The sequence below is a fragment of the Paenarthrobacter sp. NyZ202 genome, assembly GCF_049860755.1.
In the GTDB taxonomy this organism is placed as follows: Bacteria; Actinomycetota; Actinomycetes; order Actinomycetales; family Micrococcaceae; genus Arthrobacter.
This window is the reverse complement of record NZ_CP187556.1, coordinates 2,156,013-2,176,807: the sequence shown is the minus strand read 5'-3', so window position 1 is coordinate 2,176,807 and position 20,795 is coordinate 2,156,013. Positions and strand designations below refer to the sequence as shown.

At 61.6% G+C, this 20,795-nt stretch carries 22 protein-coding genes; 9 read left to right on the top strand and 13 right to left on the bottom strand.

The genetic code is table 11. The features are described from left to right. Window positions 1-56 precede the first annotated feature (56 nt). From ACPFL9_RS10065 to ACPFL9_RS10045, 5 genes are read left to right on the top strand one after another with little or no spacing between them, the layout of a single operon-like run. Window positions 57-1,814, top strand: a complete 1,758-nt coding sequence (locus tag ACPFL9_RS10065) for a dihydroxyacetone kinase family protein (RefSeq protein ID WP_426007375.1) — start codon at window positions 57-59, stop codon at window positions 1,812-1,814. Beyond that, a complete protein-coding gene (locus ACPFL9_RS10060; protein ID WP_426007374.1) occupies window positions 1,811-2,281 on the top strand; it encodes a ribose-5-phosphate isomerase in 471 nt (156 codons plus the stop codon). The genes ACPFL9_RS10065 and ACPFL9_RS10060 overlap by 4 nt, the downstream gene beginning before the upstream one ends. Then, window positions 2,265-3,074, top strand: coding sequence for a triose-phosphate isomerase family protein (locus ACPFL9_RS10055; RefSeq protein ID WP_426007373.1), 810 nt, complete (start codon window positions 2,265-2,267; stop codon window positions 3,072-3,074). Before ACPFL9_RS10060 ends, ACPFL9_RS10055 begins: the two co-directional genes overlap by 17 nt. Continuing rightward, the gene (locus ACPFL9_RS10050; protein WP_426007372.1) at window positions 3,071-3,883 is read left to right on the top strand and encodes a sugar phosphate isomerase/epimerase family protein; all 813 of its coding nucleotides are present in this window, start codon (window positions 3,071-3,073) and stop codon (window positions 3,881-3,883) included. Before ACPFL9_RS10055 ends, ACPFL9_RS10050 begins: the two co-directional genes overlap by 4 nt. Before the next feature lies 1 nt (window position 3,884). Beyond that, window positions 3,885-4,745, top strand: coding sequence for a phosphogluconate dehydrogenase C-terminal domain-containing protein (locus tag ACPFL9_RS10045; RefSeq protein ID WP_426007371.1), 861 nt, complete (start codon window positions 3,885-3,887; stop codon window positions 4,743-4,745). Between the two features lie 133 nt (window positions 4,746-4,878). On the opposite strand, the gene ACPFL9_RS10040 is transcribed toward ACPFL9_RS10045, so the two are convergent. Beyond that, entirely contained in the window at window positions 4,879-5,853 is a 975-nt protein-coding gene (locus ACPFL9_RS10040) for an SDR family oxidoreductase (protein ID WP_426007369.1), read from the bottom strand. Between the two features lie 93 nt (window positions 5,854-5,946). On the opposite strand from ACPFL9_RS10040, the gene ACPFL9_RS10035 reads away from it, so the two are divergent. The 4 genes from ACPFL9_RS10035 to ACPFL9_RS10020 all read left to right on the top strand — a co-directional run bounded on the left by ACPFL9_RS10035 (window position 5,947) and on the right by ACPFL9_RS10020 (window position 8,941). Then, on the top strand, window positions 5,947-6,786 hold the full coding sequence (locus tag ACPFL9_RS10035; protein ID WP_426007527.1) for a helix-turn-helix transcriptional regulator: 840 nt from the start codon (window positions 5,947-5,949) through the stop codon (window positions 6,784-6,786). Window positions 6,787-7,079: 293 nt separating this feature from the next. After that, window positions 7,080-7,523, top strand: coding sequence for a DUF4192 family protein (locus ACPFL9_RS10030; protein ID WP_426007368.1), 444 nt, complete (start codon window positions 7,080-7,082; stop codon window positions 7,521-7,523). A 637-nt stretch (window positions 7,524-8,160) separates the two neighbouring features. After that, window positions 8,161-8,742: a hypothetical protein gene (locus ACPFL9_RS10025; protein ID WP_426007367.1), complete on the top strand. Its 582-nt coding sequence runs from the start codon at window positions 8,161-8,163 to the stop codon at window positions 8,740-8,742. Window position 8,743: 1 nt separating this feature from the next. Beyond that, window positions 8,744-8,941 (top strand): hypothetical protein, encoded by a 198-nt coding sequence (locus tag ACPFL9_RS10020; RefSeq protein ID WP_426007366.1) that lies wholly within the window; start codon window positions 8,744-8,746, stop codon window positions 8,939-8,941. A 590-nt stretch (window positions 8,942-9,531) separates the two neighbouring features. On the opposite strand, the gene ACPFL9_RS10015 is transcribed toward ACPFL9_RS10020, so the two are convergent. The 12 genes from ACPFL9_RS10015 to ACPFL9_RS09960 all read right to left on the bottom strand — a co-directional run bounded on the left by ACPFL9_RS10015 (window position 9,532) and on the right by ACPFL9_RS09960 (window position 20,763). Further along, window positions 9,532-10,497 (bottom strand): quinone oxidoreductase family protein, encoded by a 966-nt coding sequence (locus tag ACPFL9_RS10015; RefSeq protein ID WP_091466920.1) that lies wholly within the window; start codon window positions 10,495-10,497, stop codon window positions 9,532-9,534. 19 nt (window positions 10,498-10,516) lie between these two features. Further along, the gene (gene dmpG / locus ACPFL9_RS10010) at window positions 10,517-11,551 is read right to left on the bottom strand and encodes a 4-hydroxy-2-oxovalerate aldolase (protein WP_091466919.1); all 1,035 of its coding nucleotides are present in this window, start codon (window positions 11,549-11,551) and stop codon (window positions 10,517-10,519) included. Then, a complete protein-coding gene (locus ACPFL9_RS10005) occupies window positions 11,548-12,504 on the bottom strand; it encodes an acetaldehyde dehydrogenase (acetylating) (RefSeq protein WP_091466917.1) in 957 nt (318 codons plus the stop codon). Before ACPFL9_RS10005 ends, dmpG begins: the two co-directional genes overlap by 4 nt. A gap of 39 nt (window positions 12,505-12,543) precedes the next feature. After that, window positions 12,544-13,353, bottom strand: coding sequence for a 2-keto-4-pentenoate hydratase (locus tag ACPFL9_RS10000; RefSeq protein ID WP_091466915.1), 810 nt, complete (start codon window positions 13,351-13,353; stop codon window positions 12,544-12,546). 83 nt (window positions 13,354-13,436) lie between these two features. Beyond that, window positions 13,437-15,053, bottom strand: a complete 1,617-nt coding sequence (locus tag ACPFL9_RS09995; protein ID WP_426007365.1) for an ATP-dependent acyl-CoA ligase — start codon at window positions 15,051-15,053, stop codon at window positions 13,437-13,439. Between the two features lie 7 nt (window positions 15,054-15,060). Beyond that, complete coding sequence (locus tag ACPFL9_RS09990; RefSeq protein WP_426004417.1) at window positions 15,061-15,366, bottom strand: hypothetical protein; 306 nt, start codon at window positions 15,364-15,366, stop codon at window positions 15,061-15,063. After that, on the bottom strand, window positions 15,363-16,505 hold the full coding sequence (locus ACPFL9_RS09985) for a thiolase family protein (RefSeq protein ID WP_426004418.1): 1,143 nt from the start codon (window positions 16,503-16,505) through the stop codon (window positions 15,363-15,365). Before ACPFL9_RS09985 ends, ACPFL9_RS09990 begins: the two co-directional genes overlap by 4 nt. A 48-nt stretch (window positions 16,506-16,553) precedes the next feature. Next, window positions 16,554-17,903: an MFS transporter gene (locus ACPFL9_RS09980; RefSeq protein ID WP_426007364.1), complete on the bottom strand. Its 1,350-nt coding sequence runs from the start codon at window positions 17,901-17,903 to the stop codon at window positions 16,554-16,556. A gap of 72 nt (window positions 17,904-17,975) precedes the next feature. Further along, the gene (locus ACPFL9_RS09975) at window positions 17,976-19,031 is read right to left on the bottom strand and encodes an amidohydrolase family protein (protein ID WP_091466908.1); all 1,056 of its coding nucleotides are present in this window, start codon (window positions 19,029-19,031) and stop codon (window positions 17,976-17,978) included. 39 nt (window positions 19,032-19,070) lie between these two features. Further along, window positions 19,071-19,616: a 3-hydroxyanthranilate 3,4-dioxygenase gene (locus ACPFL9_RS09970; protein WP_091466906.1), complete on the bottom strand. Its 546-nt coding sequence runs from the start codon at window positions 19,614-19,616 to the stop codon at window positions 19,071-19,073. Then, on the bottom strand, window positions 19,613-20,074 hold the full coding sequence (locus tag ACPFL9_RS09965; RefSeq protein ID WP_091466904.1) for a RidA family protein: 462 nt from the start codon (window positions 20,072-20,074) through the stop codon (window positions 19,613-19,615). Before ACPFL9_RS09965 ends, ACPFL9_RS09970 begins: the two co-directional genes overlap by 4 nt. Next, complete coding sequence (locus ACPFL9_RS09960; protein ID WP_337340649.1) at window positions 20,071-20,763, bottom strand: 2-keto-4-pentenoate hydratase; 693 nt, start codon at window positions 20,761-20,763, stop codon at window positions 20,071-20,073. Before ACPFL9_RS09960 ends, ACPFL9_RS09965 begins: the two co-directional genes overlap by 4 nt. Window positions 20,764-20,795 lie beyond the last annotated feature (32 nt).

Genomic DNA, 20,795 nt, shown 5'->3' with positions numbered 1-20,795 from the left:
GGGCGCCCCTCTCCAACCACACGCATTTTCCAGACCAAGAGCTCCAGGAGCCCCGCATGACCCGCTTGTTCAATGAACCCGCAGCTTTTGCTGACGAGATGATCGAAGGGTTCGTCGCATCGCACGGCCGTTGGGTGCGTCGCGTCTCAGGTGGTGTCGCCCGGAGCACGCGTTCGACGCCGGAGACGGTCGCCTTGGTGATCGGGGGCGGCTCCGGGCACTACCCTGCGTTCGCGGGTTTGGTGGGTCAGGGTCTGGCCCACGGCGCTGCGATGGGGAACCTGTTCGCCTCCCCGTCCGCGCAGCAGGTGTACAACGTGGCCAAGGCCTCGGATAACGGCGCGGGTGTTTTGCTCGGTTACGGCAACTACGCCGGCGACGTCCTGCACTTCACCCAGGCCCAGGACAAGCTCCGGGCCGAGGGCATCGATTGCCGCAGCATCGCCGTCACGGACGACATCTCGTCGGCACCACTTGCGGAGAAGCACAAGCGCCGCGGGATCGCCGGCGACCTGACCGTGTTCAAAGTCGCCGCCGCGGCCGCCGAGGCCGGCTATTCCATGGACGCCGTGGTGGAGATCGCCCAACGCGCCAACGACCGGACCCGGTCCTTCGGTGTCGCCTTCACCGGTTGCACGTTGCCGGGCGCGGACCAGCCGCTCTTCTCCGTTCCGGCGGGGCGAATGGCGGTAGGCATGGGCATCCACGGCGAACCTGGCATTGGAGAGACCGACATCCCGACAGCGGATGAGCTCGCCGAACTGCTGGTCAAAGACCTCCTGGCCGAGGTCCCGGAGGGCGTAATCGTCCAAGGCGCCCGGGTGGTGCCGATCCTCAACGGCCTGGGCAGCGTGAAGTACGAAGAACTTTTTGTGGTCTACCGCCGCGTGGCCCAGCTGTTGGCGGAAGCCGGGATCGAGGCGGTGGACCCGCAGGTCGGCGAGCTCGTGACCAGCTTCGACATGGCCGGAACTTCCCTGACCCTGTTCTGGCTCGACGCCGAACTCGAGGAACTGTGGCTGGCCCCGGCGGATGCCCCGGCTTTCCGCCGGGGTGCCATCACCGCAAAGGCGCTCGACGCCGACGAACTCGCCTTCGACGCTGAGCAGCTGGCCGTGATCCCTGAGGCCACGGACGAATCCCGCTCCGCCGCCCAGTCCGTGCTGGCCGCCCTGGATGCAGCCAAGGCCGTGATCGATGCGAACGTGGCCGAGCTGGGCAGGATCGACGCGATCGCCGGCGACGGTGATCACGGTATCGGCATGGAGCGCGGCATCCACGCCGCATCAGCTGCCGCGGCAGACGCCGTCGTACGCGGTGCCGGCGCCGGAACCGTACTTAACCTGGCCGCCGATGCCTGGGCCGACAAGGCCGGTGGCACCTCAGGTGCGCTGTGGGGCATGGCCCTGCGCGCAGTCGGAGCCGCCGTGGGTGATCACGAGGCACCGAACGCCGCCGCGGTCGCCGCCGGAGTGGCCGAGGCGAAGCGCTCCATCATGGACTTCGGTAAGGCCAAGGTGGGCGACAAAACCTTGGTGGACGTGCTGTCACCGTTCAGCGATGCCCTCACTGCACGGGTGAACGACGGCGGCTCCCTCCGGGACGCGTGGGGCGCAGCCGCGACCATTGCCGAACAATCCGCCGAAGCCACAGCGAACCTGCTGCCCCTTACGGGCCGGGCACGCCCGCACGCGGAAAAGAGTCTGGGAACCCCTGACGCCGGTGCCATCTCCATGGCGCTGATCGTCCGGGCGATCCACAACACCCTCATTGGTGAAACCACCGCTAAGAACACTGTTAAGGAGAACGCATGAGCGCCGCACTGCGCCTGGTCATCGGATCGGACGATGCCGGATTCGAGTACAAGGAAGCCCTCAAGGCTGATCTGGAAGCGAACCCGCTGGTTGAATCGGTAACCGATGTTGGGGTGGACGCGACCTCCCACACCCCATACCCGTCCGTGGCCATCGCCGCCGCTGAACTGATCGCCGCCGGCAAGGCTGACCGTGCCCTGCTGGTCTGCGGCACCGGGCTCGGTGTGGCGATCGCAGCGAACAAGGTCCCCGGTGTCCGCGCCGTCACCGCCCACGATTCCTTCTCGGTGGAGCGTTCCATCCTTTCCAACAACGCCCAGGTCCTCACCATGGGCCAGCGCGTCATCGGCCTCGAACTCGCCCGCCGCTTGGCCAAGGAATGGCTGACGTACACGTTCGACGAAAGCTCCGCCTCGGCAGAGAAAGTCACCCTGATTAAGGACTACGAGGGTGTCACGTCCTGCTAACGCTGTAGCTGCAAAAGCGGTGATCGGCGTGAGCCTGAAAATGTACTTCGGGTATCAGCGCTCCGTGGATTACTGCCGCGATATCGCCACGATTGCCGTGAGGCACCCGGCCGTGCAGAGCGGTGACATTGAGCTGTTCGTCCTGCCGATCCTTCCAGCCCTCCCCGAGGCCGCCCGTATCCTGGGCTCTGCGCATGTGGGCACGGGAGCGCAGGACATCTTCTGGGAAGACGAAGGCGCCTACACCGGCGAAGTCGGCGGCAAGACCGTCGCCGAGCTTGGCGGACGGTACGTGGAAGTGGGGCACGCGGAACGTCGCCGGATCTTCGGCGAGGACGATCGCGTGATCGGACTCAAGACCGCGGCGGCCTACCGCAACGGCCTCACCCCGGTGCTTTGCGTCGGCGAACTGACTGCGGGCTCACCCGAGGAAGCCGTCGCACAGTGCATGGCCGAGATCGACGCCGCGATCAACCGCGCCGGATCCCTCGGCCCCACCGGCCGGACCATCGTGGCCTACGAGCCGCAATGGGCCATCGGCGCACCCGAACCAGCCACCCCGGAGTACATCAGCGCGGTCGTCCGCGGCCTCGATGAGCATCTGAGGTCCCTCCCGGGCCAGGAAAACAGCCGGGTCATCTACGGCGGCAGCGCCGGACCGGGCCTGATCACGGAACTGGACACCGCCGTCGCCGGTTTGTTCCTGGGCCGCTTCGCGCACGACCCCGCAGCGCTGAAGACAATCCTGGACGAAACCGCCGCGCGTCTGGCCAAGCAGGAGGTGGCAGCATGAACGGCGCTTCCCAAAGCAAAATAGGACTCAGCAGCTACGCCTTCTTCTGGCAGCTCTCGGACCAGGTCAGCAAGCCGCTGAGCATCCACGACGCCCTGCGCCGGGCCGCGGAAATGGACGTGGACCTCTTCCAGATCTGCGACTACGCACCGCTGGAGGACATGAACGACGCCGACCTCGCCGCCGTCCGCGCGACGGCCGACGAAGTAGGCATCGCCCTTGAGGTCGGAACCAAGGGCATCCGCCCCGAACACCTGCGGAAGTTCCTGCACATCGCGCAGGTTCTGGGTTCGGACCTGCTGCGGACCATGTTCAACGTCCCCGGCCACGCCCCGGACAACGACGAAGCGGTAGGGATCTTCACCGACGTGCTCCCGGAGTTCGAGGCAGCCGGGGTGCGGATCGCCGTCGAGACCTACGAACAGGTACCCACGAAACGGATCCTGGACGTCGTCAAGCGCGTCAACAGCCCGTACCTCGGTATCTGCAGCGACCCCGCCAACACCGTGGCGGCGCTGGAGACGCCGCGTGAGGTGATTGACGCCGTCGGGCCGTATGTCCTGAACATGCACATCAAAGACTTTGCGTTCAGCCGCAAACAGGGATGGGTCGGGTTCACGTACTCGGGCGCACCCCTCGGCGAGGGCCTTCTCGACTACGACTACATGGTCGGGAAGATCCAGCCCAAAACCAGAAACATCAACCAAATCGTCGAGCACTGGCTGCCGTGGCAGGACTCCGAAGCGGAGACCATCCGCCTCGAAAACCAGTGGACCCAACAAGCCCTCACCTACCTAAGGAGCAAATGAAATGACAACAAAAACCTTGACCATCGCCGTCATCGGAGCCGGAGGCAAGATGGGGATGCGCGTTTCCCGCAACCTCCAAAAGTCCAATCACACCGTCTTCTACAGCGAGAACTCCCCCGCCGGCCAGGAACGCGTCCAGGCCGAAGGCCGTGAAATCACCGCGACCGACGACGCCGTCAAAGGCGCCGACGTCGTGATCCTCGCCGTGCCGGACACCGTCCTGGGCATCGTCTCCGAGGGCGTGGTCCCGCAGATGAAGGCAGGCTCGATCCTCCTGACCCTTGACCCGGCCGCCGCCTACGCCGGACTGCTGGCCAAGCGCGAGGACGTAGTCCAGGCCGTCGCCCACCCGTGCCACCCCTCCGTGTTCCTGGAGCGCACCACCAAGGAAGAATGGGCCGACACCTTCGGCGGCGAAGGCGCACCCCAGAACGTGGTGGCAGCCATCGACGACGACGCCCCCACCGCCACCCGCGATGCAGCCGAAGCCGTGATCCGCACCATCTACGCACCCGTCATCGACGTCCACTGGGTCACCGTCTACCAGCTCGCCGTCCTCGAACCCACCCTCGTGGAAACCGTGGCCTGCATGATCGGCACCCTGCTCAACGAAGCACTCCACGAGACCGTCCACACCGTCGGCGTCCCCGAGGAAGCTGCCAAGGCCATGCTGTTCGGCCACGTCCAGATCGCCCTCACCAACGCCCTGCGCGGTTCCAACCCGTTCTCCGAAGCCTGCGAAATCGCCATTCAGTACGGCAAGGACACCATCATCAAGGACGACTGGAAGAAAATCTTCGACGACTCCGAACTCGACAACGTCATCGCCAAGATGCTGAAGCTGGACGCCGTCAAGCGCTAGGCACCACCCAGACGTAACGAGAGCGGGCCGCGGCGATTGCTACGGCCCGCTCTTGAAGTCCCCACGATGGTCAGCTGACTTTCGGGGGAGGAACTGCGCGAGGATGACCCGAACCTGCCACGGTCCTGGCTACTCACGTCAAGGGAAGCGGGGCCTTGGTGAGTTCTCGCGTCAGCTCCCAGATTCGCCGCCCGTCTCCAGGGCTTCGCAGGCTGGAAGAAAGTTTCCGTTCCACAGGGAATCCGCCAAGCCCGCCGATGCCCCGCGGGGCGAAGAGTTTGCCACCTTGTTCGCCCGGTGTAGTGGCGGCCATCAGGGCGGACTGGCCGGCGCTCACAACTGTGCCCAGGATGCCCAGTCGGGAGAGAGCGCTGATGAGCCGCCGTGCGGGCACAGCGTCAACGCGGCCGATCTCGGGGCGGGCGGCGAGCAGGTTGGTGGGAGCGACTCCGGGGTGGGAGAGGTTGGCGGTTATGCCCCAGCCCTCGGCTTTGCTGCGTCGGTCCAGTTCCAGGCCGAATAGGCCGTAGGCAATCTTCGAGTGAGAATAGGCTGCCATGCCGTCGTAGGAGCGCTCCCCATTCAGGTCGTCCCAGTTCACCGCACCGCGGTTAGCGGCGATGCTGAGCTGCAGCGTGACGCGCGCGCGTCCTTCTTGGAGCAGCGGCAGGAGATGGCCGATCAGCGCAGCATGGCCTAGATGGTTGGTGCCGAACTGCAGCTCGAACCCATCGACGGTGGTCTGCCGGACGGGCGGATTCATGACACCGGCGTTGCCGATGAACACATCGATTGGCTTGCCTTCCTCACGCAGCGTTGCACCCAGTGAGGCAACGGATTCGAGCGAGGAAAGGTCCAAGGAGCGAAGTGAGACATCGGCTTGCGGAGCCCACACACGGATAGCTGCGAGGGCTGCCTCGCCCTTTTTGGGGTTCCGGACAGGGAGGACGAGTTCGGCTCCTGCAGCGGCGAGCCGGGTAGCAATGGAGAGTCCCATGCCGTCGCTGCCGCCGGTGAGGACGACGCGTTTGGGGACGGTGATGTCGTTGGGACGGCGTACCACGATGGCTTGCTCCTTTTTCCAGGTAAAGAGGTCTGCACCCAGCATCAGGCATACCTCCTGAACCTATCCACGGCCTGACGATCCGTGGCTCAGAGTCATTGGCTACGGTACAAAGGGTGTAATAAGGAGGGGCATATGCTGATCGATAGGGCCGGGCTGGCGGCGTTCCTCCGCCACCGACGTGCGGCACTTCAACCTGAAGACGTGGGGCTTCCTCGCGGGCAGCGCCGGCGAGTCGAGGGACTGCGTCGCGAGGAGATGGCGGCGCTGTGCCACATGTCGACCGACTACTACGCCAGACTCGAACGCGGCCGCGGCCCGCAACCCTCCGAACAGATGATGGCAGCGATCGCCCTGGGTTTGCATCTCGGGCTCACCGAACGTGACCATTTGTTCCGGCTGGCTGGGCATTTGCCGCCGGTTCGGGGTGCATCGCGGGAGGAATACATTGCCCCGGGGTTGCTGCGAATCCTCGACCGCCTCGACGACACGCCGGCTGAGATCGTCACCGAGCTCGGTGAGACGCTGCGCCAAACACGGATGGGGGTTGCCCTCACCGGCGACCTGACCAGCTTCCGTGGCCCCGCCCGAAGCATGGGCTACCGATGGTTCACCGACCCATCCACCCCAGACCGGTACGCGCCAGACGACCATGACCAGCTCTCACGGGTGTTCGCCTCGGGGCTGCGTGAGATCGTCGCCAAGCGGGGTACCCGATCGCAAGCGGAACGCCTCGCAGGACTGCTGCTCAAGGAAAGCGAGCTGTTCCGCAAATACTGGGATCTGCAGGAAGTGGGGGTCCGGCCTTCGAAGGGGAAGCGCTTCCTTCATCCGGAGGTAGGACTGCTCGAACTGGAGTGCCAGACATTCCTTGACCCCGACGAATCCCACACCTTGCTCGTCTACACCGCAGAGCCCGGCGGCGACAGCTACGAGAAGCTCCAACTCCTCTCCATCATTGCGGGCTCCCTGCCCTGAGCCACACCAATGCGGTGGGGGTTAGCTTCCTTGGGCATCCTGCCGGGCTGTCCCGGCCCTTGAAGTCCAAACTGCTCCCAAGCGGCCCGTTGCTGTCATGCGCAGTCTCTGCGGCGACAGTCACCTGCCCGTCAGGCTGGTGGCGCTCCGGTGGGCGGGGTTCCACCCGATCCGCCGCCTGGTGGCATTCCCCCACTTGGGGGGCCGCCAGCGCTTGGGGTGGTGGCTGTATCTACGGGGGCGGTGAGTGCGACGTGGTAGCCGGAAGAGGTGTCGCCGGTAACCTGCGCGAGTTGCAGCGCACCCCCATCGTCGCCGAAGACGTTGTCCGAGGTCAGGAGATTCTGAAGCTCGTCGCGGACTTTCAATTCCCGCACATCCGCGATCAGCTCATGGCCGACTTCCCCGGCATCGACGAACCACCCGAACACGTGCACTTCGCCCTAACCAATACAGGACCAAGCTGGTCACGCATCGAATGGGCTAAACAACTACTCACCCATGCCTACACCCTGACGCGTCCGGAGCACGCTGCCCCCATTCTCACCGCCATCGGCTACATCAACTGGTGGGAAGGCCGAGGATCCAAAGCCCACCAATACCTCCAACTCACCCTCGTCACCGACCCCGGCTACCGCTTCGCACGCCTCACCGACCACATGCTCGGCGCCGGCATCATCGCAGGCTGGAACACCAACAAAAACACCGCATACAAAACCAACCTCAACATGCCGTGACACCTCGGCAAGGCGGCGTCAGCCGATCTTCCGTGCGTTCCTCTCCTGCGATCAGACGCTGTTCCGGTCCGACGCATCGTCCAGATGAAGCGGCTGTCGGCGGCCATCGGGACACCCCTGTCAAGACGGGCCGTCGAAGACATAGTGGGAACTTCGGCGGCCCACCGCACCGGCTAGAGCCGGACGGTGGACGACGCCTGATCGTAGATGTCCAGGGCCGCTTCGATTTCTTCGGCAGTGACGACGGCGGGTGGGCAGCAAATCACCGGACTCTGCCGGTTCCGCTCATTGTCCGGCGTTTGCGGGGAAGACCAGGACAGGGCGTTCAGGAGGCGGCTACGCCCCGGAAAAACCCCGCCAGCTAAAACGGATTGCGCTCGTCCGACCCGGCGCCGTTCTGCTCCGCTGCCGGGCGTCATGCCTGCTACGTCGGCGGGCTTCGTATTTCATCTCAGCCGTTAGCTCGTCTGCCCTCCTGACGTCTTCGACCGGAACCTTCGAGAACCACGCTCGTGAAGCGTCACGCCACGACACTTGACGGCACTAACAGGTAGCGAACTATCAAAGTTCGCCGCCAACGGCTCCGACGCCACTACGGCGGCGCTCCGGCACCTAAAACACACGGAATGAGGGAAAGATGCGGGGAACGAACTGTTTCAGCAAGAAGACGAATCGCAAGAAGGTGCTGTTGGCCGGCCTAGGGTTCGTGCTGGCTTTGGCGCTTATGACTCCAGTGCCGGCAACGGCTGCCACGCATGAGGCCACATCACCGGGGGAATCCCGAGCCAAGGCTTCCAACGAAGGCACCGCGTATCTCTCCTCCTCTATGGAGACGATCCAAGGCCAAAAAGTCATTCGATTGAGCGCCATCCGCGCGAAGTTCGACATAGCCTCAGACGGGACGCTGCTCGCAAGAGATGCCCGGGGCAATGTTCTGGAAAGGACCAGCGCTAAGGCTAGTGTGGCCGGCGTCGACTACACGTTGTCGTTCAAGCTCTCATCGAACCGGAAACAAGTAGATGTCTACTTTCAACCCGCCAATGGCGCATCCCCCGAAGTCCCAACGCTCAGGATTAATCAGGGATGTGCTTTCAATAACCTCCTCTGGGGGCTGGGTACTGGAGCCCTCACCGGGGCTGGCGCGGGAATCCCTGGGATGTTTATTGGCGGTTTGACCGGAGCAATCTTCTCTGGAATTCAAAGTGCAACAAGCTGTTGAGATGTCCGACCGCGACACGAACATGGCGAAACAGCGTGCGCTCTGGCTTGGTTTCGGGCTCCTCGTGGGATTAATAAGCCTCGGAATCCGATACTTGCTCGGGGACTCGCAGAACACGCTCAGCGCCACAATAACTGTGCTGATTCCCGTAGTCGCTGCGCTCTTCGCGTCGTTCATCGTGAGGAACACCGACCGCTAGAAGCGTTGCAACGGCCTCCAAACAAGAACAGTAAGCGGTGCCGCCCGGCTTGGGCCTCATGAGTTTTGGGGTCTCGCCAGCGGGCCATGAAGGACTGGGATCCGTCCTTTTTGGTTCGTGTGGAGATGCTGGCCATGCATAAACGCTACGCCGCAGAACACGCTTTAGGGGCTTGTCCCCAGTCAGGGGCCATATAGGCCCCTGACCTGCAACAACGTCGTGCCCGAGGTGGGACTCGAACGAGATTCCGGGCCCTGCAAACACTGGGAAGCGGCGGAAACATGCGGAATCCGGGCCGGTTCGGCGGCTGTACGGGCCAGTCCGAGGTGGAAAGTGTGGACAACGTCCACACTTTCTTTTTGGCTCGGTCGACACGCCTCCGAGGCATGACTCATTCCCGCAGGTAGAACAGATTGCACGCCGGCCGATCTCCATCTGCCCGAGCAAAGAACACCTCAACACACTGGGGCTTACAGGTTCCATATTGACGTGCGCTATCGATGGGCCTTGAAGCAAGGGATGCAAGGCCGGTGTATCGTTCAGAGGCTTTTCGGCGCACTGGAACTGCCGGTGTGGTCAAGGACCGATAGCTAGGGTATGAGAATGCCTTTCCCTTGGAGCCTGCCCTCTTCAAGTTCCTGATGCGCGCGGCAGGCGTCCGATAAGGGGTATTGAGTGCTTACAAGGACCTTGAGTGCATTGCTCCCAGCAGCAGTGAAGATCTCCGAGGAGCGCCAGCGCCGCTCGACGGGATTTTGTAAATACGATGCCATGGATGGCTGCATGAGGGTTATTGACTTAGCGGCTATCGTTCCTTGCAGATTGACGGGAGGGACAGGACCCGAGCGTTGGCCGAACGACACCAAGGCGCCGCGAACAGTGAGCGAGGCAATTGATTCAACAAAGGTGTCCCTACCGACGCAGTCGTACACGACATCGACCCCGCGTCCATCGGTAAGGTTGCGGACGTCCGTGTTGAAGTCGGCGCGACGGAAGTTTTGATCTGCTCCGGCTTGCAGAGCGAGGGCTTCCCTTTGGTCCGTCGGCGCAGTAGTTATGACCCGGGCGCCCTTCGCCTTGAGCAGTTGGATAAGGAGCAAGCCCATTTCGTCTCCGCCTGTGTTGACCAGTGCCGTGTGGTGGCCGCCGACAGCAAACGAGGAATTTATCAAGTAGTGGGCAGTCAGCCCTTGGAAAGTTAGTGCGGCCGCGGTGACATCGTCGACGTCATCAGGTATTGGCAGTGCTCTTTCCGCGTCGACCAGGACATATTCTGCGTAGCAGCCGACGCTTTCTGCCGTGGCTATGCGATCGCCTTCGCTAAATCCCTCAGACCCTTCCGCTGCTTGTACGACAGTTCCTGAGGCTTCCGTGCCGGGTATGTAAGGAAAAAGGGCCTTGCGCGTGCCTCTGCGTTCAAGGGTGTCTCTGAAGTTAATCCCAGCAGCGGCCACCCGCACCAGCAACTGCCCCCGCTGAGGAACAGGGCGTGGAACCGTTAGATAGTTCAATACTTCGGGCCCGCCGGCGCGGGTGGCAACGATTGCGTGTGGCATAGCGTCCTTGGTAGGGGTTTCAGTTGGTTTCGGCCGCCTGCAGGTTCAATGCCACGTCGACGATCATATCTTCCTGTCCTCCTACATAGCCGGCTTTGCCCACTTCCTGGAGGATCTGCCAGGCCGGCACCCCGTAGCGTTCTGCTGCCCGCTCTGCATGGATAAGGAATGAGGAATAGACCCCGGCGTAGCCTTGCATGATTGAAGCACGGTCCATGACGGGCATGCGGGTGATGATGGGTTTCACAATGTCTTCCGCTGCGGCCATCAGACCCTGGGTGTCTACGCCCGTCGAGATAGTGAGCCGATCGAATGCTGCAGCAAGTACTTCCGTGGGCGAATTGCCTGCCCCTGCTCCCAAGGCAACAAGAGTGCCGTCGATCTGCCGCGCACCGGCGCGTACAGCGAAGACCGAATTGGCGACGCCGAAGCTCAGGTTTTGGTGGCCATGGAACCCTACCTGCGCATCGGCACCGAGTTCGGTCACCACGGCCGCGACCCGATCGGAGACATCTTCAAGAATTAGGGCGCCGGCTGAGTCGACGACGTAAACGCACTGACATCCGGAATCCGCCATGATGCGGGCCTGCTTGGCGAGTTCCTCGGGACTGGCGCGATGGGAGAGCATGAGGAACCCTACGGTTTCCATGCCTAAATCCCGTGCGTGGGAGAAATGTTGAGTGGAGATGTCTGCTTCGGTGCAGTGGGTCGCGATCCGCGCAACTGTTGCGCCGACGTCGTATGCCTGGTTGAGGTCGTGAATGGTGCCCAGGCCCGGAAGCATGAGCACGGCGATCCTGGCGCGTTTGGCTTCATCGACAGCGGCCTTGATGAGTTGCAGTTCCGGCGTCAGGGAAAACCCGTAGTTGAAGGACGAGCCACCCAGGCCGTCTCCGTGGGTCACTTCGATCACTTCGACGTGGGCATCGTCGAGTGCCCGGACTACGCTTCGTACGTGCGCTTCGGTGAATCGGTGGCTCATGGCGTGGGAACCATCGCGCAGGGTGGTATCTGTCAGGCGGATGCTGGAACCGCTGTTTTCGGTAGGGCTCATGACTGGCTCCCGGTGTTCTCGGTGGAGGCGGTGACGAGCTCAGACTCGTCCATCTTCTCGGCAAGGAGGTCTGCCGTGCGGGTTGCAGCCGCAGTGATAATGTCCAAGTTGCCGGCATATTCGGGTAGGTAGTCCGCGGCACCTTTCACCTGGACCCACACGCCCACCCTGCCGGCACCATTCCAATCGTCGCGGGCGCTATCGAACTGTGGATCGATACGCAGTTCGTAACCAGGGACGAATTCGCGGGTTTTTTCGACAGCCTCGCCGATTGCAGCCCGGATCCGATCCTGGGTCGGGCCCGGTTCGGCCGCTTCTGCCGGTATGGCGCAGTAGATGGTGTTCCTCATGATCATGGGTGGCTCTACCGGGTTGATGATGATAATTGCTTTGCCTTGCTTGGCGCCACCGACAACCTGGAGCGCCTCTGCGGTAGTTTCCGTGAACTCATCGACGTTGGCCCGCGTGCCCGGGCCAGCAGACTTCGACGCTATGGATGCCACGATTTCCGCATAATCCACGGGGACTACCGACGAGATCGCGGCGACGATCGGCGTCGTCGCCTGGCCGGCGCAGGTAATCATGTTGACGTTCATAGTGTCGGTGATTGATTCCAAATTAACTACCGGGGCGACGTAAGGTCCCACCGCGGCAGGGGTAAGGTCGATGGCCCGGATGCCCGCCGCCCGGTACTTCGGGGCATTCGCCGCATGGGCTTTAGCGGACGTACATTCAAACACGAAGTCCGGTTTGTCCTCCTGCGCCAGCAGCCACTCGACTCCTTCTGAAGAGACTGTCACGCCGAGGCGGGCTGCACGGGCAAGGCCGTCAGAGTTGGGGTCGATGCCGATCATGTATTTGACTTCGACGTTTTTCGAGCGTCGCATGATCTTGAACATCAAGTCGGTCCCGATGTTGCCTGAACCGACAATTGCGGCGGTCTTCTTGGCCATGTGGGTTTCCTTTGATTGGTAGCCGTTGTTATGCATGGGCTAGGTGAAGTGGATTGTCAGGGATCCAAGGTCGCCGAAGTCGGCGGTCGCGCTGCTGTCAGCAACCACCGGAAGGGCCTTGGTGAATGATCCCGGGAGAACAAGGTGTCCGGCTTCCAAGGCAACGCCTTGTTCTCCCAAAATGTTGGCCAACCAAACCAGCGCCAGGATGGGGTCACCCATAACAGCCTGGCCAGTACCGGTTTCCACCGGATGGTCGTCAATGCGCAGGGTGCATTCAACCTGTTTGAGTTCGTCGACGCGGATATCCAGCGGCGTCCGGCCAACTGCGATGGCGCCGCAGGAAGCGTTATCCGCCACGGTGTCCACCAATCGGATATTCCAGTCAGCGATGCGTGAATCGATGATTTCGATCGCAGGGTAGACGGCTTCCACGGCATCAACTGCTTGCTGGTAGGTGACACCGGGGCCTTGGAGTGCCTCTTTGAGCAGGAAACCAAACTCTGGCTCAACTTTTGGAGAGATGAAACTGTCGCTGGGGATTTGTGCTCCGTCGTGATGGACCATGTCTTCGAAGAAGAAACCGAAGTCGGGCGAGTCGACGCCAAGTTGTGCTTGCATGGCTTGGGAGGTCAAGCCGACTTTCCTCCCGGCGAGAACCCGACCGGCTGCCCGGTGTTGCTTCAATTGGTCGGCCTGAACCTCGTACGCATCCTGGATGGTCATGGCGGCCAGCCGGTCACGCAAGGGTGGCACCGGGGCTCGGGTAACTGTGGCGGTAAGCAGCTCCTGGGCGAAGCCCTGCAGGACCTCTTCCCGCCGCTGCCCGGTCTTGATGGTTGTATGCATTGTTGTTCCTATCAGAGCGTGAAGACTTGCCGGCTTGTGGTTGTTGGGGCAGCTGGAGGATCCATGGACGGTCCTCGACTGGCTTATCTATGGCCCGTGGGGCTCAATGCCGGCGTGGATAGGTTGTGCTGCTGCGATTCCCTGTCCCATTGGGCTGCTGCAGTGCCCTCTTCTCTCAGCACGGTCTTCCGCACTTTGCCGTTTTCGGTTTTCGGGAGGTCCTGAACAATGCGTATGAAGCGCGGGATCGCGTACTTCGCAAGCCGAGGCTCGCAAAAGGCTTCGATGTCGCTGAACTCCAGGGATTCCTTGGTGACGATTGCAGCCATGACTTCGTCTTCACCGAGTTCGGAGTCAACGGCGTAGACTGCGGCTTCGCTGATCAAAGGGTGTTCGAGAAGGACGTGTTCTACTTCGGCTGAGGATATGTTCTCGCCCCTGCGGCGGATGACGTCCTTGATCCTGTCCACGAACCGCACCCAGCCGTCTGCTTCCACCACGACGCGGTCCCCCGTATGGAACCAGAGGTCCTTCCAGGCCGCGACGGTGGCTTCGGGCATCCGATAGTAGCCAGTGGCGAAGGCATGGGGTTGGTCGCTGCGCAGCAGCAGCTCACCTGGTTGTCCGGCGGGAACTTCCAACCCGTGCTCGTCGACGATGCGGGCACTGAAACCGGGCTGCACTCTTCCCATGTAGCCGGGCCTTTGCTCGCTCCGGCTGGAGGCCACGATTGAGTTGGTTTCGGTTGAACCGTAGCCGTCCATCAGGGTGATCCCGAACCGATCGCGGAAAGATGCCAACAACCCGGCAGGTGTTGCCGGCGCGAGCGCGGCGACCACTCCGTGCGCCCGGTCCAGTGGAGTAGGTGGTTTGCTGGCGAGGATGCTCACCATGGCACCGAGCAGATACGTGAATGTCGCGCCTGCGCTGTGAACATCCGACCAGAACCGCGAGGCCGAGAATCGGGGTCCCAGGACGTATTCGGCACCGCTGACCAATGCCTGGCTGAACGCGTTCAGGGCGTTTGTATGGAAAAGCGGCAAACAGGTGTACAGAACGTCTGCCTCTGTGATTTCAAGCTGACGAGAGACATTTACGCCCCACCAGTAAAACTGCCCATGCGGGCATTGAACACCTTTGGACACTCCGGTGGTACCGGAAGTGTAAAGGATCGCTGCCGTGTCCCCGGGTAGTACGGGCGCAGGCTCAACAGGGGAAGTTGCCTTGGGCAAGCCCGTGAAAGGGTAGCGACTGTCAAGGGCTGAAGCTGCTTCGTCAAACAGCCAGATCTGCCGCAATGCAGGAAGGTCCGAAAGCCTGTCCACATGTTCAAGCAGCGTCGACTCCGTAACAAGGAGTGATGACTCGGAATTGGCAAGGATGTGATGGAGCTGTTCTCCTCGTGCGGCCGTATTGATGGGAACAGCAATTGCTCCCACCCATGCGCACCCCAGGATGAGATCAAGAAGTTCGATGCGGTTGCTGGACATCAGAGCAACCCGGTCACCCGGACGAATGCCATGATTCAGCAGCACTCCTCCCGCGAGGGCGACGGCTTCCAGCATTTGCCGGCCATCCCGTCGGACTGAACCGCAGCGCATAAGCGGCGCGTTCGGGAGCTTCTCTGCCCGGTTCATCAACAGGCCAGGGACCGTCATCGAGGCGGCAACCGAACCTGCGGTGTAGGTATCTTCGGACATGGTTCTCCTAGGCTTTATTTCTCTGAAAAGGTACGTAGCCAACCAGGGCAGTTTCTTCGCTGGCAGTGTTGGTGAGGTCGATACTGTCGCCTGCTTTGACGGTCCCACCCAGAATCCGGGCAATGAATTGAACGTCTTCCGGGCAGACGACGGTAGCTGTCTGCTGCCCGCTCGAGAGCAAGGTGACCGCTTCGACCACTCCGGAGTCGACGTCGTCTTCAACAAAGGAAGTGTTGGAACATCTGGAGCAGATGAGCCGGAACGGGAAGTAGGCCTTGCGGCAATTGACGCATCTTTGAAAAACAGCACTCATTCCGAAGCCTCCAACACTGCCAGGTTTGCGCACGCACCGTAGCGGTACAGCACCATCCCATATCCGCTGACTGCAGCCAGTCTCGCTTGCACCTGCCGATCTCCTCCTTGTCCCAGCAACTGCCGCGTGGCCTCCACCAAGCCATGCATACCGCCGGCAGATCCTGCCTGGCCTGCGGAGAGTTGCCCTCCTGAGGTGTTAAGGGCCAGCTCCCTGGAGAGAATGCGTGCCCGGATGAATTCCGGGATGTCCGCGTTCTCTGCCACCGCTCCCATGTCTACGAGCTGGGCGACCACCATGGCCGGATAGTCGTCGTAGACACTGAGGACGTCCATATCCTCTGGAGAGACCCCCGCCCTCTCCCATGCCAAAGGTGCGCAATACCGCAAACCGGTGACCAGACCATCGCCCGCTTGGTTGTCCTGATTGTAGGAAGCGGTGGTCGAAAGAATCTTCGCCCTTCGCTGTCCGTTTGCCCTCTCATCCGCAACGACCACAACGGCGTCGGCACCTGTGACAGGCGGAACACAGTCAAAGCGGCCCAAGGGTTCGGCAACCAAAGGAGCGGCAAGGTACTCCTCAAGCGTCAAAGGTGTGCGGTACACGGCCCCTGGGTTCAGGCCCGCCCATTCCCGCTGGGCCACTGCAATGCGGCCATAGTCCTCCCGGGCCAAGCCAAGCTTCTCCATCTGGCGGGTTGTCAGCATGGCAAAGAGTGCGTTCGGGCCTGACATGGGCAAGGGGGTCAAGTGGTCAGCCGTTGCCCTGTTGTACTTGGCAACAAGGTTGGCGAAGGCGTCACCGTCCATAAGGTCGCCGGCTGCGAGTACAACTACCGAGGCATCGCCCGCTTCGATGGCGTGGACGGCGTGCTGCAGCATGTTACCGGCGCTGGCGCCACCGTTGGTGTCTTGCATGAGCCAGGTCAGCTTCAAACCCATCCTCCACGCGAGGTCGATGGCGTGGTCCGGATCCAGCGTGAAGCTGGATACTCCAAAGCCGTCTACATCGCTGGGAGAAAGTCCGGCGTCTTTGAGTGCACGGCCCACTGCATCGGCAATGGTGCCCGATGTAGTGGTCCCGGGTTGGGGATGCCGCGTATACGGGGACTCGCCGGTAGCAATGATGGATACTGCCATGGTTGGTTCTTTCCTGTTCAGTGGGGTGGAGTCGGCCGGGGCTGACGGCTATCGGGGTGCGACGTTGACTTCGTGCACGTCCACGTGGGCATCAGGAGCAGGTGTACGGTTTTGGCCCACGTTCTTGGAGAAGGCCAGCGCAATCAGGGTGATGGCCGCCAGGCCGAGGGCGTACAGGGCAACCGGCGTTGAGCTGTTGTAGGTCAGCAGGAGTGCGGTAGCGATGAATGGTGCCAGTCCGCCGGCAAAAACAGCTGCTACTTCGTGGCCCAGTGCCATTCCTGAATAGCGGACTTCGGGGCTGAACAGTTCGTGGAAGAAGGCGGGCTGGGCCCCGATCATCGCGGCGTGGCAAATTCCGTTTCCGATGAAGTAGGCGAGAACAATAAGGCCTGGCGAGTTCGAGTCGATGAGCCAGAAGAAGGGGAAGGCCATGAGTGCCAGTGCGGTGGCCCCAATTGCGTAGACTTTTCGGCGGCCGATCTTGTCGGATAGATGCCCAAAGAAAATGATGGTGCAGAACGCAAACAGCATCGAGAGCATGACGCCCAACAGCAGCGTTCCCCGTTCGACTCCCACATGCACACCGTAAACAAGGGAGAATGACAGCAGCAGATAGGAGCCACCGTTTTCTGCCATCCGGAGCCCCATGGCGACCAGGATTTCCTTGGGGTGTGTCCGCAGTGCCGCCAGTACCGGCAACGCCGCCCGTTCGCCGTCGTTCTTGACCTGTTCGAATTCTTTGGTCTCCGGCAAGCGGAACCGGATGTACATTCCCACGCCGAACAACAGGATGCTCAAGAGGAACGGCAAGCGCCAGCCCCACGCCAGGAATTGTTCCTCTGGAAGTAGCTGGGCGAGATAGAAAGCTGCCGAGGCGAGGACAAATCCGAGGGTAACGCCGCCCTGGCTGAAGGCCGAAAACAAGCCGCGGCGCTTATCCGATGAGTTTTCGCTGATGATCAGAACGCCGCCGCCCCACTCACCGCCGGCAGCGATGCCTTGGAGAACACGCAGAACGACCAGCAATATGGGGGCCCAGATGCCTACCTGCTGGTACGTGGGCAGCAGGCCCATCAGGAAGGTGGCTATACCCATGATGGTCAGGGTCAACACCAGGGCCGTTTTCCGGCTCACCCGGTCACCGATGTGACCGAAGAGAATCCCGCCAAAAGGACGGGCAGCGAACCCAACCGCGAAGCCTACGAAGGCTCCCAAAGTACCAACAAGCGGGTCAGTGCCGGCCGGGAAGAACAGTTTTCCGAATACGATGGCAGCCGCCGTCGCATAGAGGAAGAAGTCGTACCATTCGAGCGAATTCCCGATGAGGGATGCAACGATATAGCGCTTAATTCCATGGCTTTTGGCGTCGCTGGCGCCTGGGGCTTTTTGTGACATGAGCGTCTCCTGGGAAAAAGGGGGGGGTTAGGGGCGAAGATCCACGACAGCGGGGATCCTTCGGGTCAGCCATCAAGCACTGGCCGGTGTTTCGTTGAAGGTCCGGACGTCAGCGTCGACGTCCATCCCGAGAAATTTTTGTGCGTTACTGCTCAGGATTTGACTCTGTTGTTCTTGAGTCAAGAAGGCAGACTTTCTGATGAGGTTTCCCGCGGGCCTTTCGCCCAAGGGGTAGGGGAAATCGGATCCCAGCATGATGTGCTCGCTTCCCATGACGTCGGTAAGTAGCCGCAAGGAGGCGTCATTGAAAACTACTGAGTCCACGCTGAACCGGTTCAGGTAGTGAGATGGTGGGAACTCGGATGTGGCGATGAGGTCCGGACGCTGGTGCCAGGCATTGTCCATGCGCCCTACCCAGTAGGGAAAGGAGCCACCTCCATGTGCAAAGCACAGGCGTAGGTGGGCGGGGAGTCTGTCGAAGCCACCGCCGAGGATGAGCGACAGTATGGACAAGTGTGTTTCCCCGGGCATGCCCACTAACCAACGCGCCATCCATCGATCGAGCCGGGGTGAAGTGGGCATGTCCCAAGGGTGCACAAAAACGGCGGCGTTCCGGTCTGCGCAGTGTTGCAGGAAGGTGATGATGCCTTCATCGTCCAGGTCACGGTCGCCCACGTGGTTGCCGATTTCAACGCCTACGTGGCCGTTCTCCAGTGACCGGTCAAGTTCACGGCACGCAGCATCCGTGTCCTGCAGTGGCACCTGGCAGAAAGGGATGAGGCGTTGGGGTGCTGGATCACAGACCTCCAACGCCAGATCATTGAAGATCCGGCTCACTTTGACCGCTTCTTTTGGATCGCGGGCGTAGGAGAAGAACACTGGGGTGGGTGAGACAACCTGTACGTCCACACCGTCCGCATCCATGGCGGCGAGCCGCTCTTCTGCGGCCCAGGCATTCGAGCGGAGGGGCCGGAATTCAGCGGAGCCCAGCATGAGCATCGCTTCCCGTTCCGAATCGCTGCGAAGCCACGGCCAAGGCCCGTTTGCGCCAGTTTCCTGGGCAAGGTCGGGCCACCCGTTCGGCACGTAGTGGGTGTGGATGTCGATGGTTGGTGAAGGGTTGGTCACAGGGATCTTTTCCTTAGATGCGTTTTCAGGAGAGGTTGCTTAGCCCCGGCCGGGGTGGACAGCCCCGCAGTTCTTGCACGTGCGCGCGGAAACGTCGCTGGCGTAGAACTTCTCGAATACGGGCGGCAGGTCTTCCACGATGTCCCGGACCTGGAGTTCGACCTCGTGAATGAGGTCGGAACACTCAAGGCAGTACCACTGGAACTTCTCCGTGGTTCCTTCCTCCCGGATGCGCTCAATCACGATGCCGATGGACCCGGCTTCGGGTCGCTGGGGTGAGTGGGGGATGTTGCCCGAGAGCAGCCACATCTCGCCCTCCCGGACGTCTACCCGCTTGATGCCTTCGTCTGTGACGACGTTGACATGCATGTTGCCCTTTACTTGGTAGAACCACTCCTCGTAGGGATCGACGTGGAAATCGGTTCGCTGGTTCGGGCCGCCGACCACCTGGACGATGAAGTCATCGACCTGGGTCCACATTGCTTTGTTGTTTACCGGCGGCTTCAGTGAGGCCTCGTTTTCGGCCAGCCACTGCTGGAAGTTGAAAACGGGAAGGATGCTTGTTTTGTTGGTGCTTGTGGTCATTGTCCTGCTCCTTGTTGTTCCAGTTGTTGTGTTGATGTTGTCGGCGGTTGCCTCCTGTGGGCTATCGCCTGGATTTCGATGAGAAGGTGTGGATGTGGAAGTTGGTGGACGGCGACGGTGGTGCGGGCCGGCCCGTCCTCGTCGAAATACTGTCCGTACACTTCGTTGTAGCCGCCAAAGTCATTCATGTTGACGAGGAAAGCAGTGACTTGAACGACGTCGTCGAGAGAGGCGCCGACGCTCTGGAGAATGCGTCCAATGTTCTCGATGACCGCTTGGGTCTGCGCACGAATGTCGAGGTTCGTGGTGCCCAGTTCGTCTGCTTCAACACCAACGAAGGTGTTGTCCGGTCGTCTGCTGCTTGTCCCGGAAACGTAGATCACGTCACCGGCAGTCTTGACGTGGGGAAAGCGGCCACGGGGCTTTGCCATGTCCCCTACAAGTTTCGCCCCGCTCATGCGTCAGCTCCTGCCGTCTCCAGTTCAACGCTGCCAATACCGGCGACGATGGCCGTGATGGTGGACCCTGGTGAGAGTGGAACGGCAGCAGTTGCTGCGCCTGCCAGCAGTACTGCACCGGCCGGGAGCCCGGCTCCGTGGCGGCGGTACATCCGGGCAAACTCCCGCAGTGCGTTCAGGGGGTCACCGAGGATAGCCGAAGTGGTCCCTGTTTCGGTGATGGATCCGTCGACAAGCAGTGTTACCGTCCGGCCGGCAAGATCGTCCGTAAAGGTAACCCACTCGCCCAGGACGTAGCGACTAGCCGAGGTATTGTCAGCAACGACGTCAGCGAGACTGAACGAGAAGTTGAGATAGCGCGAATCGATGATCTCAAGCGCGGGTGCCACTGCGTCCACGCTTGCAATGATCTGCTCCTCCGATGCATCTGGCGGGACGGCCTGGCCGAAGCGGAAGGCGACTTCGGGTTCAACGCGTGGGTGAACGGACCCGTCAAGCCGAAGCCGGTCGCCGTTGTGCACTTCCATGGTCGAGGTGAGGAATCCAACGATTACTTCCTTCACGCCCATCTGCGCCATCTTCGCCTCGCTGGTGAACCCCAGCTTCGCGCCCGTAAGGTGCTCTCCCCGCGCCAAGCGAAGGTCCCGCAATTCGGCCTGTACCTCATAGGCAGCGTCAAGCGACAGCACGTCGCCGAATTGATTTATGGCGATACCTTTAC